The sequence below is a fragment of the Wolbachia endosymbiont of Leptopilina clavipes genome (assembly GCF_006334525.1).
Classification (GTDB): Bacteria; Pseudomonadota; Alphaproteobacteria; order Rickettsiales; family Anaplasmataceae; genus Wolbachia.
Genome location: NZ_QJHA01000027.1, coordinates 25,551 through 39,486 on the forward strand (window position 1 = coordinate 25,551; position 13,936 = coordinate 39,486).

The 13,936-nt window shown below is 33.2% G+C and carries 12 protein-coding genes, 1 other RNA gene and 8 pseudogenes; 12 read left to right on the top strand and 9 right to left on the bottom strand.

Annotated elements, in window-relative coordinates; all coding sequences use genetic code 11:
- Positions 1-80: 80 nt before the first annotated feature.
- The gene (locus OUY_RS02990; RefSeq protein WP_139686659.1) at positions 81-347 is read left to right on the top strand and encodes a succinate dehydrogenase assembly factor 2; all 267 of its coding nucleotides are present in this window, start codon (positions 81-83) and stop codon (positions 345-347) included.
- Here OUY_RS02990 and OUY_RS02995 read toward each other — a convergent pair.
- From OUY_RS02995 to OUY_RS03005, 3 genes are read right to left on the bottom strand one after another with little or no spacing between them, the layout of a single operon-like run.
- Positions 325-642 (bottom strand): cell division protein ZapA, encoded by a 318-nt coding sequence (locus OUY_RS02995; RefSeq protein ID WP_139686652.1) that lies wholly within the window; start codon positions 640-642, stop codon positions 325-327. The genes OUY_RS02990 and OUY_RS02995 overlap by 23 nt on opposite strands.
- 43 nt (positions 643-685) lie before the next feature.
- Complete coding sequence (locus tag OUY_RS03000) at positions 686-964, bottom strand: HU family DNA-binding protein (RefSeq protein WP_139686653.1); 279 nt, start codon at positions 962-964, stop codon at positions 686-688.
- A 19-nt stretch (positions 965-983) separates the two neighbouring features.
- The gene (locus OUY_RS03005) at positions 984-2,636 is read right to left on the bottom strand and encodes a 30S ribosomal protein S1 (protein WP_139686654.1); all 1,653 of its coding nucleotides are present in this window, start codon (positions 2,634-2,636) and stop codon (positions 984-986) included.
- Between the two features lie 103 nt (positions 2,637-2,739).
- On the opposite strand from OUY_RS03005, the pseudogene trmB reads away from it, so the two are divergent.
- Positions 2,740-3,353 (top strand): annotated as a pseudogene (gene trmB, locus OUY_RS03010) (tRNA (guanosine(46)-N7)-methyltransferase TrmB).
- 236 nt (positions 3,354-3,589) lie between these two features.
- Here trmB and OUY_RS03015 read toward each other — a convergent pair.
- Positions 3,590-4,110: pseudogene (locus OUY_RS03015) on the bottom strand (pyrimidine dimer DNA glycosylase/endonuclease V).
- Between the two features lie 130 nt (positions 4,111-4,240).
- Positions 4,241-5,041, bottom strand: a pseudogene (gene terL, locus OUY_RS03020) (phage terminase large subunit); the annotation flags it as partial.
- Positions 5,042-5,119: 78 nt separating this feature from the next.
- Here terL and OUY_RS03025 point away from each other — a divergent pair.
- Positions 5,120-6,207, top strand: a pseudogene (locus OUY_RS03025) (IS481 family transposase).
- Between the two features lie 241 nt (positions 6,208-6,448).
- Here the strand turns inward: OUY_RS03025 and OUY_RS03035 are convergent.
- Together OUY_RS03035 and OUY_RS03040 are read right to left on the bottom strand one after the other, a co-directional pair.
- Positions 6,449-7,747: a bifunctional folylpolyglutamate synthase/dihydrofolate synthase gene (locus OUY_RS03035; protein ID WP_139686655.1), complete on the bottom strand. Its 1,299-nt coding sequence runs from the start codon at positions 7,745-7,747 to the stop codon at positions 6,449-6,451.
- Positions 7,744-8,328: an MlaC/ttg2D family ABC transporter substrate-binding protein gene (locus tag OUY_RS03040; protein WP_179949520.1), complete on the bottom strand. Its 585-nt coding sequence runs from the start codon at positions 8,326-8,328 to the stop codon at positions 7,744-7,746. Before OUY_RS03040 ends, OUY_RS03035 begins: the two co-directional genes overlap by 4 nt.
- 116 nt (positions 8,329-8,444) lie before the next feature.
- On the opposite strand from OUY_RS03040, the gene ssrS reads away from it, so the two are divergent.
- The 3 genes from ssrS (at position 8,445) to OUY_RS03055 (ending at position 9,831) form a co-directional block, all read left to right on the top strand.
- Positions 8,445-8,606: non-coding RNA, 6S RNA (gene ssrS / locus OUY_RS03045), on the top strand.
- 17 nt (positions 8,607-8,623) lie between these two features.
- A complete protein-coding gene (locus tag OUY_RS03050; protein ID WP_006013504.1) occupies positions 8,624-9,085 on the top strand; it encodes a type II toxin-antitoxin system RatA family toxin in 462 nt (153 codons plus the stop codon).
- 53 nt (positions 9,086-9,138) lie between these two features.
- Positions 9,139-9,831 carry a thioredoxin domain-containing protein gene (locus tag OUY_RS03055; protein WP_179949521.1) on the top strand — a complete coding sequence of 231 codons (693 nt, stop codon included), beginning with the start codon at positions 9,139-9,141 and terminating at the stop codon, positions 9,829-9,831.
- 28 nt (positions 9,832-9,859) lie between these two features.
- Here the strand turns inward: OUY_RS03055 and OUY_RS03060 are convergent, their stop codons facing one another.
- Positions 9,860-10,138: a DUF2671 domain-containing protein gene (locus tag OUY_RS03060; protein ID WP_010403908.1), complete on the bottom strand. Its 279-nt coding sequence runs from the start codon at positions 10,136-10,138 to the stop codon at positions 9,860-9,862.
- A 250-nt stretch (positions 10,139-10,388) separates the two neighbouring features.
- On the opposite strand from OUY_RS03060, the pseudogene OUY_RS03065 reads away from it, so the two are divergent.
- From OUY_RS03065 to OUY_RS03080, 4 genes and pseudogenes are all read left to right on the top strand, one after another.
- Positions 10,389-10,589: pseudogene (locus OUY_RS03065) on the top strand (O-methyltransferase); the annotation flags it as partial.
- 103 nt (positions 10,590-10,692) lie between these two features.
- Positions 10,693-11,163: an IS110 family transposase gene (locus OUY_RS03070; protein ID WP_139686362.1), complete on the top strand. Its 471-nt coding sequence runs from the start codon at positions 10,693-10,695 to the stop codon at positions 11,161-11,163.
- 4 nt (positions 11,164-11,167) lie between these two features.
- A complete protein-coding gene (locus OUY_RS03075; protein ID WP_139686363.1) occupies positions 11,168-11,701 on the top strand; it encodes a transposase in 534 nt (177 codons plus the stop codon).
- Between the two features lie 274 nt (positions 11,702-11,975).
- Positions 11,976-12,470: pseudogene (locus OUY_RS03080) on the top strand (O-methyltransferase); the annotation flags it as partial.
- Here OUY_RS03080 and OUY_RS03085 read toward each other — a convergent pair.
- The gene (locus OUY_RS03085) at positions 12,442-13,095 is read right to left on the bottom strand and encodes a glutathione S-transferase family protein (protein ID WP_139686657.1); all 654 of its coding nucleotides are present in this window, start codon (positions 13,093-13,095) and stop codon (positions 12,442-12,444) included. The pseudogene OUY_RS03080 and the gene OUY_RS03085 sit on opposite strands and share 29 nt — an antisense overlap.
- Positions 13,096-13,415: 320 nt before the next feature.
- On the opposite strand from OUY_RS03085, the pseudogene OUY_RS03095 reads away from it, so the two are divergent.
- Together OUY_RS03095 and OUY_RS03100 are read left to right on the top strand one after the other, a co-directional pair.
- Positions 13,416-13,655: pseudogene (locus tag OUY_RS03095) on the top strand (transposase); the annotation flags it as partial.
- Between the two features lie 79 nt (positions 13,656-13,734).
- Positions 13,735-13,908, top strand: a pseudogene (locus OUY_RS03100) (IS630 transposase-related protein); the annotation flags it as partial.
- Positions 13,909-13,936 lie beyond the last annotated feature (28 nt).

Consider the following 13,936-nt stretch of genomic DNA (forward strand, 5'->3'; position numbering starts at 1 on the left):
TCAAACGTTGAGTATATTAAAATGCGCCTTGCTTGACAAGTATTTAGTTTAGTCTTTAAATTAAAAAAAGTTTAATGACAATGATAGATATCTCCTTATTAAGAAGAAAACTGATGTATAGGAGTTGGCATAGGGGTTGTAAAGAAACTGATATACTTTTAGGGCATTTTGCATTGAAATATCTTGATAAATTTTCCTTAAGTGAACTAATTGAATACGAAAAAATAGTTGATCTTGATGATTGCGAATTATATTGTTACATCACTCGTAAGAAACTTCTCCCCCCTGATTTGAGTAGTGAGGTAGTCGATTTGATTGCTTGCTTTAATAACTTATGCACCCAATAATCTTGTTTACCCTATCTAATACTTCAGCATATTCTACTCTTTTTTCCTCCCTATACTTTTTGCATTCTTGATTTATTTCGTCTAATCGCTTTGTTAATTCTAAAATTTTGTCTTCGAGAGTCAATGCTGCAAGTAAGAAATTTAATGCATCTGAGCCCTTACCTCCAGTTCTTTGAGATATGGAGCTAACTAGCTTGTTGAAGCTATTAGCAAGTTGTAATAAATGGTCCTTCTTTTTACTTTCGCAAGATATTTTATATGTGTTATTATGTATAACTATTTCTACTACTTGCATATGATGCTATATTGTACAACTTTCAAATTTACAATATAGATTTTTATTCATTTATCAAGAGGGATAACTTTTTACTGCTACGAAAATAAGTTTTAAAGTATTGATGTTTTGCAACCTTCTGTGACGTCAAATTACTTGCTTCTTTCAAGTTATAGCTTCTAATTGAAAAAGAACCAAACCCCCTGATTTCAACTCTATTATGATATTTCAACGTGTTTGAAAACACTCGAAAGAAACTATCAACTATGTCTGCTATAATGACCTTACCTAACAAAAGGTGTTTTTTTGCCACTTTTGCTATTATATCAGATTTCGTTGCCATTTATATGAAGCACAAGAAGTTATTTGGCAGATAATATTATATTATATTTTTCAACACCTACTACTTCAACTTGTATTTTTTCTGATATAGAAAACTTTTTATTTTCTGGTAAATGCTCTTGATCTACTAAAAGGGTTACATTGTTCTCAACCTCAACGATTAGACCATTTTCCTCTCTCTTACTTACAGTAACCTGAATTTTATCCCCTACTTTAACTTTCTCTATCAGTTCTTCAAGAGGATCATACTCTATTTGCTTTACTCCAAGATAAATTCTTGTCCGATCTACGTTAGCCCTTATCACTTTTGCTTCTATTTCATCACCTACATTATACTTTTTTATCTCATCTGAATTGTTTTTCGACCAACTTAGATTTTGCATATAAATTGTTCCTTCTACGTCCTCAGATATCTCAGAATTATCAAAAGTCACAGATATTTGTGAACCATTGTTGCTTTTAACTTTACCAGAAACAATAGAACCAAGAGGATATTTATCAATAAATACTTGCCAAGGATTCTCTAAGCACCTTTTTGTGCTTAAACTCATCTTATTTTTAATAATGTCAATACCGAGAATTTTTACATCCACTTCTTGTCCTATTGTTACAAAACTACTGATTGGTAAATTACTCTTGCTCCAAGTTATTTCTGATGAGTGTACCAAACCCGCAATCCCAGGTTTAATCTCAACAATGAATCCACAATCTTTTATACCCGTTACACATCCTTTGTGTACGCTGTTAATTGGACATTTTGACTCTAGATCTTGCCAAGGATTGTCTCCTAATTGTTTTACACCCAGGGAGATTTTTCCATTTTCTCTATCTATTTTTATAATTTTAGTTTTTATATGCTGACCATAAGAAAAAATTGCAGATGGATGACTTACATTACTCCAAGAGATATCTGTAATATGTAGCAGCCCATCTATAACTCCCACTGTATCTGATTCATGAATGCCAACAAATGCACCGTAGTGAGTGATGCTTTTTATTTTGCCTTCTACTACATCACCTTCATTTAAAGATTCTAAAAACTTAATTTTTTCACCAGCATGCAATTTCTCTAATACCAGCTTTCTTGATACTACAATATTCCCCTGCTTCTTATCCATTTTAAGCACGATGAATTTTTGTTCAGTTTCAATAAGGTGATTAGCATCTTTTATTTGCTTCAAATCCACATGACTCAGCGGTAAAAACGCACTTATTCCATCACCAAGATCAACAATAAAACCGCATTTAATTGAGCGTTTAATGATTCCTGTTACTTCATCTTTTGTAACTGCGCTTTCTTCCAATTTATTCCATTTTTCGTCTCTAATTGCTTTCTCACGACTAAGAACAACATTACCATGGTAATCTTCAATTCTTTCAACATAAACTCTAATTTTCGAGCCAACAGTGATATCATCATTACAACTGAGCTCCTTAATCAGAATTCTTCCGTCTGACTTTAAACCAACATCAACCACAATATCATTAGAATTTCTTCTTGTGATTATACCTTCTACCACATCTCCTTCTTTGATTTTGTTAGCAAAGGAATCTTCACAAAACTCATTGTCTTGATTATCAAATTGATCTTGAAATATCTCTTCTATGAACCTATTTGATGATAGCATCTTGATAGCAACTGTACTTTCCATACCTTTTAATTTTAACTTCATTAGAACTCATACATTATATAATATTAATAATTAGTGACAAGTAAATTCTCATTAATTCATTTCGAGAATTGTTTAAGCTATAAAAGATTAAGTTATGTAAGATATGTTATCTAGGAATAATAATTGGATTAGGTCATTTTCCAGAAGATCTAGGTTGAAGTTGAATGTTCTGGAGAAGTATTCTATTAAAAACAGCAAGGAATCTATAAAAAAGATCGTAGACTTACAAAAAAGAATACGGGTAGAAATAGGTTTCGGTAATGGTGAAAATATGCTCCATCAGGCATTCAATGAATCTGATCTATTATTTATAGGATGTGAGCCTTATTTAAAGGGGGTCTCTTCCTTGCTAAAAAGCATAGAAGCACACAGCATAAAAAATATTTTAATATGGACAGAAGATGCAAGAGAATTAATTGTCAATTTTCCTGACCACAGTGTTGAAAAATTCTTTATTCTCTTTCCAGATCCATGGCCAAAAAGAAGTCACAACAAAAGACGGTTAATTAATACGGAATTTTAAATTTATTAGCAAAAAAAATACTTGTCACAGGTGAAATATTTATTGCAACTGATCATCAGGATTATGCAGAGTGGATAGAGTTACATATAAAGCAGTGTAATTTTTTAACCTATAAGGAAGATAGTTTTGCAAATTATACCCCAACAAAATACCACAGAAAAGCGCTAGAATATCAGCGTAAAATAAAGTTTTAAAGTAAATGTTATATCTAAACTGACTTAGATTTACCTCTGCTTGTTAGTACAGATGTGTACATGACACTCTATAGTGCAAGTAGCCTACCATATACTGGGAATAACAGTTTACTGAATTCTTTAATCTCACAAATAGAAAGATCAATAAACTTGATAAACATCAACATTATCAGCCAGCATTGCTTTTGCAACTTCAATTCTACCTTTTTTATGATCGGTTTGGATAATTTTATAACCTATAGCATTTTGTCTAGCAACCAATCTGGTGCTTCTCTACCTTTTTCCCACTTAGCAAATCTCATCTTTTCTTTTAGGTAATATTCTCTATATGCTTCTATTGGGTTATTACATTTATATCGATCAGGTAACGCTTGTGTAAAGCTTGTATATCAGCTGATCGAAATATTAGCAAATCCTTGTTATTATCGCACCAATCTATAACTTCTTCGGATTTATGCGTTCTTTTGTATCGCAAGCTATATTCTATACACAATTCTTTTCCATGTTTTATTAACCAATCAAAGTTTCCTTTTGATTGTCTAGCCCATAAAGAACAAGGATGGTTTTTGTGAGTAAGTTTATATGGAACTTCTATATTCTGGTTTGTAATGCTGACTAAAGGATTTGGCTCTTTTAATGCTATTGAAAAAACACTGCTAAGCAATTGAGCAGTTTCTAGCGGCATTTTTACTATGTGCTTATCGCATAACATTTGTGCTGCAGTTACAGGATTTTCGTCTAATATAAAGATATTCATCTAAGCACCCAGAGATAGAATTTTTGCGTAGTATTTATTTCAATAAACCCTAAAATATCATTCAGAAAATGGATAAGTTAAATAAGCTCAGTTAAAAAAATTATACACAATTCCGAGGAACCTTTTCAAGCTACAATGAACGTATAGCTACCACTCTAGCAATATTATTTCTCACCCACTGAAGATATTGCACGGTACTGTCTACTTGATCGTCGTGACGGATTTCTGGAAACATTAAAATCTCATACTCAAAGTCGCTAAGCCATACTGCTTGGTTAGGGAGAAAAACCCGCTCAGATTCTATAATTGGGACAATTCGGTGAAATCGAGTTAATTTGTCATCATGTGGTACTATTTGAATAATAGGTAAATCACTGTTTTTCCTGAGCTCCTGAACCAATTGCTGACCGCTTGCTTTTGCTTCGATTAAAATTGCGTGTGGCTTCCACCTTGCAGCCAGCGACAGAACTTTCTCTTTAAGTTTTGGATATTCAAGTTTTGCGCGATATACATCGAGTAAATAGAATGTATTATCTACTTTTGTCCAGGTAGTGCAGACACTAAAGTCACTTGTATTGTTTGTTGAAATTGCAGTATCCCAACTTTGTGTTACATGCAAGAGGCTATCAGGAAAATTTTTATAGCGCTTCAACCACTCTCGTTTAATTATAGCACTTGAAAGTGGTAGAGGGTTTTGTTGGTATTGAGCAGCAAAACCATAACTCCCAAGTTCAGCTTTTATCATCTCAATTTCTTCTTTTCCTTCAGTTAGGGAATACAACAATTGACCTTCTTTTCTTGAGTATATTTCCTGTTCATGCTCTGGAATATGATTATTAACTGAATAAATAATCTCCTTATCTTCAGCTATTATTGGTAAACAGACATGGTGCCATATGTTTCTTGGTTTACAGAGGAGGTGACCAGTTAAATGTAATAGTCTAGACTTGATCTGACAAGCAAACAAAGTAAGATAAAAATATAGACAAGTTTTAAAGGAGTGTCAGATATGAATACAACACAAGAAAAAATACTAAAACCAAAGTTGGGATTGCTAGAACTTGCAAAGCAATTAGGAAATGTATCACAGGCGTGTAAAGTAATGGGATATTCAAGGGATACATTTACCGCTTCAAAGAACTGTATGAAACAGGAGGAGAAGAGGCTTTACACGAGATAAGCAAAAGCAAGCCATTGTATGCAAATAGAGTGTCGGAGGATATAGAAAAAGCAGTAGTTGAAATAGCAATAGAGTTTCCAGCATACGGACAAGAAAGAGCAGCAAACGAACTGAAAAAGAGAGGAATTCTCATCTCTGCAAGTGGAATAAGATCAGTGTGGCAAAGAAACGATCTTGAAAATTTTAAAAAGAGGTTAAAGGCATTAGAAGCAAAAGTAGCTCAGGATGGTATCATTTTAACAGAAGAACAGATAACAGCTCTAGAAAAGGCTAAGGAAGAAAAAGAGGCCCATGGAGAAATTGAAACAGAGCATCCAGGATACTTAGGTAGCCAAGACAGTTATTATGTTGGTAATATCAAAGGTATTGGACGAATTTACCAGCAAACCTTTGTTGATACCTATTCCAGAGTTGCTTTTGCTAAGCTTTACACAGAAAGGACTGCTATCACAGCTGCAGATCTTCTTAATGATAGGGTAGTACCGTTCTTTGATGAACAGAAAGTATCATTGCTACGTGTTTTGACGGATCGTGGTACAGAGTATTGTGGCAGACCTGAAAATCACGCTTACCAGCTATATTTAGGGGTAGAAAATATTGATCATTCTCGAACCAAAGCTCGTTCTCCACAGACTAATGGCATATGTGAAAGGTTCCACAGAACTATGCAAGATGAATGTTACAATATTATCTTTAGAAAGAAAATTTACACCTCTTTGGCAGAACTTCAGTTAGACGTAGACCATTGGGTGCATTCTTACAATAGATCTAGACCGCATTCAGGTAAATATTGCTATGGTAAGACTCCTATGCAAACCTTTTTTGATAGTATGCATATTGCTTATCAGAAAAATATTGATAGCATTAAACAGGATGCTGATTTTGGTTTTGACTTTGTTAATTCTTCTGTCAGTTAATTCATGCTTGTCAGATTAAGTCTAGACTATTACACTTAAACAGTAAAATACTCATCGGATTTGCTGCATTACTAGGTTGTAGTTTATTACTACACTTAGCAAGTGAAATCTACGAGAGAAAAGTTGTAAATCTTGTAAAAACTGAAGGAATAGGTGATGAACAAAATGTACCTATAGGAGCATCAACCGAAAAGCCAAGCAGCATTGTAAATCCTGATGGTGCTTTTAACGTCTCGGCTCATCAAGTAGGTTGATTATTCTCCATACTCAAATCTCTGGCTAAAAATAACGAGCCACAAATTAGTATGGTTTTGACGTTTTGAATAGAGGCTTTTAGTATGTGATTTGATATTGCATCACCGATTGATTCACATTCAATAGCATTTACTCCTATATTATTAGCTCCTTCTCTGATTAAATCTGTACTTGTTGCTTTAGGTTCAGATTTAACACAAACGGCGCATAGTAGTTTGATGTATGGCTTTAAGTGCTCTAAGAACTCTGCGACGTTTCTGTTACGAGTGACACCAAAGATCATATAAACACCTTCAGCAAAATTGTCTTTTACCCACCTAGCTAACACTCTGGCACCATCATTGTTGTGTGCACCATCTAGAAATAATTGCCAATCTTTTGGTAATAAAGAAATTAAATTACCTTCTTTTATAGACTCTAGCCGCGCAGGCCAATAAGTGCTCTGTAAACCTGAAGCAATGTCCTCTTCTCCAATATCAAATCCATATTTTCCACTCAAAATGCTACATGCTGCAATGGCGTTTCCTACATTGATTATTTGGTGTTCACCCTTTAAAGATGGCAAAGAAAATTCTATTGATTGAATAGCCGATTGAAAGACCATTCTGTTATTCTGTTTTTCGCAATTCCATTCAAGTCCTCCTCTATACAGAGGAGATTTCTTATTTATTGCATGATGCTCTAGCGTGTTCATTATAGATTTTTCTTGTGGTGCTATTACGCAAGGAACATTAGGTTTCATTATTCCGGCCTTTTCACCTGCTATGGTTTCTACGGTAGGACCAAGATATTCTGTATGGTCAAGGGCAATTGAAGTGATGATCGTTAGAATTGGATTATCTATAACATTTGTTGCATCAAGCCTTCCACCCAGACCCACTTCAACTAAAGTAATATCAGCTTTATGACGAGAAAAAGCTAAGAAGGCTGCAGTCGTTGCGGCTTCAAATAGAGTGATGGGTTGTTCTGCGACTGCTATACGGCATTCTTCTAGTGAGTTATGTAATTCACTATCATCGATATCATTGCCTGCAATAACTATTCTCTCATTAAAATTCACTAAATGTGGAGAAGTGTAGGTATGAACTTTATACCCTGCTGCTTGCATTATATATCTTATAAATGATAGTGTCGATCCTTTGCCATTAGTGCCAGCTATGTGAATTATTGGCGGTATTTTTTTCTCAGGATTGCCTAATCTATTGAGAGAGCTTTTTATGCGATCAAGAGAAAAATCCTTTGGTCTACTGCCAAGCGGCTTAGGCCAATGAGGCATGTATATCATAGATTATTGTTACATTTTAATTCATCTATTACACTTGCCATGCCGTGCGTGTCGATTTTTTCACTAAATTGAGAACGTTGATTAATAGCAATACTTATCCCACTCATTACAACATCGTTTATTAAGAAAGAATTGTCACTTTTAGTCACTTTAAAGTCAATGTTTGTAAATTCCTCATCACCATAAGAAAATCTTGTTCCTATCAGACAAGTTTCATCGTCAACTGCTTTTGTACTCATTATGATCATTTCACTATTATTTATGTATTTATACAAAATTTTAGCGCACAAGCGCGCGAGATATACTTCATATTCTTTTAGAAACTCTTCTTTTTCTTTCTGAGTAGATAAATTCCAATATTTCCCTATGACAAATCGAGATATTCCTTTGAGGTCAACATTATTCTGAATAATTTTCAGAAGTTCTTCTTGTACATGTTCTAGATTTTTTCTATTCCCTTTCATAGACGTGTTGTCTACTTGCTGCTTCATGGCAAGCACAAAAGTTTTGTGCCCTATACAATTCGCGTAAGCACTTGAGGAGATTACAATAAAAATGGTTAAGAACCTAATAAGATTCATAAGATATATTTATTAGCTATGATACTTAAAATGCAAAATTTAACAAAGGCAAAATAATGATCGCTAGTTTAATATATCTATAGACATACTCTATATAAATAATCTATAATTAATTTAGGGGTCTGTGCTATGCGTTATAAGTTAAGTTAAATTTCCCGAGCGATAATTTCTGATCAAGGGAATTGCCTCTGTTAATTTCATTGAAATTAGTACGTGATGCCCACCTTAACTTTAGGTCTCAGGAATCTACTAAGACTGACGGTAGATATGGATCCCTTTTCCATTATTTAGGTTTATGTTACACCAATATAAAGAACAAGGTGTTTTTTTCTGTTCATCTCATGAGATATTTCAAGTTGTAATTGACGTTGAGAAGTATCCTGATTTTGTTCCTTGGTGCAAAGCTGTTTATATAAAAGAAAAAACTGATAGCCAAATGATTGTGGATCTCCTTGCAGCTTTTCATGGCATTAAAGGAAGTTACACATCAGAAGTGACCTTTCTTTCTCCAAATGGAGCAAATAAAAGTTGGATAAAAGCTGTGTCGTCAAATGGAATATTTAAACATTTATACAACGAATGGAAATTCACTCCTATAGATGAAAGTAAAACTATGGTAGAGTTCTATATAAAGTTTGAATTTAAATCCAATTTGTTTTCCGCCTTATTAAACTCAGTTTATAAATACACACAAAGTAAAATAATTGCTGCATTTAAAGACAGAGTAGAAAGTGTTGCCGAGAAAAAGTTATCTTGACATTATTTATATAAATGCATAAATTCTTTAATAAGTTAAGTGTTTCCATTGTAATGATTTTTAGATTATTGTTCTTACTTATTTTTATAAGTGTTAGTTCTTATGCAGCTATTGAACAAAACTTACCCAACACTCAAAAAACTGATGAAATAACATCAAAAGAACTACTGTCACTACTGCCTGATGATAAATTATTAGGTGATCCAAAAGCACCAATTTTAATGATAGAATATGCTTCGCTCACTTGTTATCACTGTTCTCTTTTTCATAAGAAAGTTTTTCCTAAAATCAAAGAGAAGTACATAGATACAGGTAAGATGTTATACATATTCCGTCATTTTCCCCTAGATTACAGAGGATTAAAAGCTGCAATGCTAAGTTATTGCTATGAAAAAGAAGAAGACTATTTTAATTTTAACAAAGCTATGTTTAATGCAATAGACTCGTGGAACTACTCTAATTTTAGTGATTTAACTATACTACAAAAAATTGCTGCACTAAGCAATTTGAAGCAAGATGTATTTAACCAATGCATTAATGATAAAAAGATGATGGACAAAATTATAAATGATAAATCACTTGCAATTAATAAACTTGATATCACAGCTACTCCTGTATTCATCATCAAGCTTAACGGTGACAAATCATACGTAGAGAATGGTAAAATCAAACATGAAGGATATAGAGAGCTGGAATATTTCACTAATGTAATAGATGAGTTATATGGAAAAGCTATAGTGAAGTAATAACACTTTAGCTTACCATATAAAAACCCTATGCTGAATCAGTATTTTTTGATACTGTTTGTTGCTTTTTACGCTCAAACTCTCTTTTTTTACTGTGCCAAGCATAATAATACATAGCAATTTTATTCTCTATTAATACTATCGTTCCATCATAAAATTGGACCATATCCATAACTTTTTTCTGAGCTTCGTTAAAGCGTTCTTTGTACTTCTCGCGATAAGCTGGATTGTGCAGTAATTTGACTCCTTCATTATTATTAGATTTCTTGCTTAACGTTTCAACTTCGTTAGCAATGTTATAAGACATATAACCCTCTCTAATTGATTATAAAAATTACATTTTAAGAGAGATGTAAATAAACGATCCCTTAATTCTAGTATAACAATTGGTTATTATACTAGTTAACCATAGTAAAATATATAATAATCTTTGTCACTTAAAATTTTACTTTATAAAATAACAACTTAAAATAAAAAATTTTATTATTCTTAACTCTATTGTTATATTTATAAATCTTACATAGATTAAACCTCCTTAGTTTATATTATAAAACTTAATGCGTCATAACTTTAGCAGAAAATCGTTGTACATAAGAAGCTTATTTGCAAAAGAGTATAAAAAAATAGAAGAACATTGTACTCTTGATAAGAAACAACGTATTCAAATCACTCCTGAAGAAGGAAAATTATTAAATTTATTTATCAAAATCCATAAAGTTAAAAGCATAGTTGAAATTGGCACATACTGTAATTGCTGTTGAATGATGGAGAGACATACTCCATTATTTTAACACGAAGTAACGAATTCAGTAGAATAAGTTCTTCAAAAACAATTTAAACTTTTACAGTAGGAGTAGTCTCATGAAATATTATAGCGGATTAGATGTCTCACTCAAAGAAACTTTCATTAGTATCGTTGATGAGAAAGGAAAGATTGTTAAAGAAGGAGTTGTTGCAAGCGAAAGCAAGGCAATAGCAGAGTACTTGCTTGAACAAGGCAAAAATTACGAAACTATAGGAGTAGAAAGTGGACAACTTTCAATATCAATGTGCAAAAAATTAAGGAGTTTTGGCTTGCCAGTAGTTTGTGTAGATGCAAGACATATGGCAGCAGCTTTGTCTGCAAGAATCAATAAAAACGATAAGAATGATGCAAGAGGTATAGCTCAAATGATGAGGGCTGGGCTATATAAAGAAGTACTAGTAAAATCGGATGAATCTTGTCAAATTAAAATAGCACTTGGAAGTAGAAGACAGTTAACATGCAGCTACCAGCAGATTGTTGGGACAATAAATATACGGGATAAAGCTCGGTCAAGGGTCAAAATTTGAAAGCTTGTCTTTAAGAATAGAAAAAGCAATTAAAGATTTGGATGAAATAAGTAAGGCTTCAATTGGAGCGTTAGTTTGTAGTTTAGAGGCAATAGAGAAGTCATTGGAAAAACTTGACAAGATGCTCTTAGAACAAGGCAAAAAAGATGAGGATTGTAAATTATTAACTACTGCTCCAGGTGTTGGTACTATAGTAGCAATGACATATAAAGCAACAGTGGATAACCCAAATAGATTTGAAAGATCTAGTACAGTTGGAGCGTATATGGGGTTAACACCAAGACAATATGCTTCTGGAGAAATTGATCGGCATGGTAGTATATCAAAAATGGGGCCCATGGAATGTCGAAGTATGTTATATGAAGCTGCACAAGTCTTACTTACAGTTAGTAAGAAAAATTTTAAGTTGAAAAGCTGGGGGTTAAAACTTGCAAGGAAAAAAGGGATGAAGAAAGCAATTGTAGCAGTAGCAAGAAAATTGGCTGTAATTATGCACAGGATGTTGATCAATAAAACAGAATTTTGTTATTACAATTAAGAGGAGCATAAACAATAATTTTACTCGAGGTAGTAATGCCGATGGAAGGGATAAGCAAGAAAAAACCTTGAAGCCTAGACTTCGTTGGGCACATGTTGCCGTCCACTTCCACCTAACAAGTATAGTGCGGCTTGACAAGTTTGTTGTCATATCAGACCGCGGAGAGAACCATGGAAGCACACTGCTCTTGTATGTAAAATTATTAAAGATTATGTAGGAAATATGTTATTTTGGTTTATATAAAAATTATTGTTGACTTATGTGCAATTAGAGAACGTTATATGGTTATTCGTCAATTTGTATGGTAAAAGCTTTACCGAAAGATGGTCATATATATACAATAGAAAATAATCCTCAACACTCAAGAATAGCAAAAAAAAATTTTAGTGCTTTTAATCTAAGTGATAAAATTACTCTAATAGAAGGTGATGCACTGGAAAAAATTAATGAATTATCAGCAAAGGCACCATTTGACATGATATTCATCGATGCTGACAAAAGTAGTTATCCTAAGTATTTAGATTGGGCAGAGTCATACATTAAACAAGATGGGCTAATCGTTGCAGATAACACTCTATTATTTGATACAGTATTTTTAGAATCTCCTCCAAAAGAAGTATCAGAAAAGTCATGGCATGCTATGAGAGAGTTTAACGATAGATTGTCAGATGAAAAAAAATATTTCTCCATATTGATTCCTACTGACGAAGGAATGACTGTAGCTTTAAAACTCACGCAAGTTAAAAATCAAGGTCAGCGTAATGTCTAGGGGGAGTTAAGCCAAAAACTCTCTCTAATAATATTTCGCGAAAACAAGACCTTGATTTAACAATGGAGTACCATTCTTTTAAAATCTTACTTTTTTCCCATGGGAAACTATTTACGTAGTCTATTATAGAAATATGTGATGCTAAAGTAATATCGGCTAAAGTGAACTTATCAGTTGCAAGCCAAACGTTCTTGTTAATTAAGTGTTCGATGTATTCCATATGGCAAGGCAGGTTATTCTGAGCTGCATGAAGAAATCTAGAGTCAGGGCTGCGGTTAGTAATTACTTTTTCATTCATAATATACTTAGTAACTTCATTGTAAAATTTGCTATCGAACCAATTGATTAAAGCGCGTATTTTAGACTTAATAATAGTGGATGAACCAAGTAATTTGACGTCGCTATTGTAAGTCTCTTCTATATATTCACAAATGGCATTACTATCCGCTATTACAAAGTTATTATCTATTAATACTGGTACTTGTCCGATTGGATTGATCTCCATGAATTCATTCCGCTTTTCCCATGGATTTTCATATACCAAATCACAACTCAGCTTTTTTTCCTTGAGAAGAGCTCTAACTTTTCGTGAAAACGGACAAAGAGGAAAATGATATAAAATCATAATATTCCTCTTTTGTTATTCCAATACCTATATGTTGTCATTCCAGTACGTGACATTGGAATCCAGCTTATTTCATTATGGACATTACTTTTAACATATACTCCTAGAATCCATTGTCCATTGTATAATTTCCAAATATTTTTATACTTGAATCCCAGTACAACTGTACGAACATTGTAGTCTGAGAGCAATCCCCACCGGAAGGGTGTCATTTCAGTGATTGACACTGGGATGGCTTTGTTGCATCGCTCAAGTGAAAAGAACTGGCAGTTACTGACAAAATTCATTATAAATAGCCATTTAACTGTTGAAGAAAAAATATGCCACAAAAAATGAGAGTCAGTAACTGCAATGAATATAACAAATTTCTCCAAGAAAGAGGAAGCATTTTTTGTTATATCAATGACGCCATAGAAAATTGGTACGAGAATTGTCCAAAAATGCAGGGCGGCAACTATATTTATAGTGATAAAGTTGTGATTTTAGTGCATATAATCGTCAGTTTCTTTAGAATTGGTTTAAGACAAACAGTCGGGTTTATAAAAGGGTATTTGCAACAAAAATGAATTTTGTCAGTATAGCCCTTCTCATAATAGTCCAAACGAGGAAAATAAGGTTTTATAGTAGTGGAAGGTAAGGATGCCAGTAGCATATAGTTATGACTTAAGAAAAAAGGTAATGGAAGCATTGGATGAAGGAGAGAGTGGAGAAACTGTTGCCAAGAGATTTAAGATCGGAAAAACAACTTTATATGAGTGGAAGAAAAGACGTGAGAAAACGGGAGATTTTCAGTCAAAAAAGCCTGGAAGCGTGGCATAAAATTACCGACTGGAATGCATTT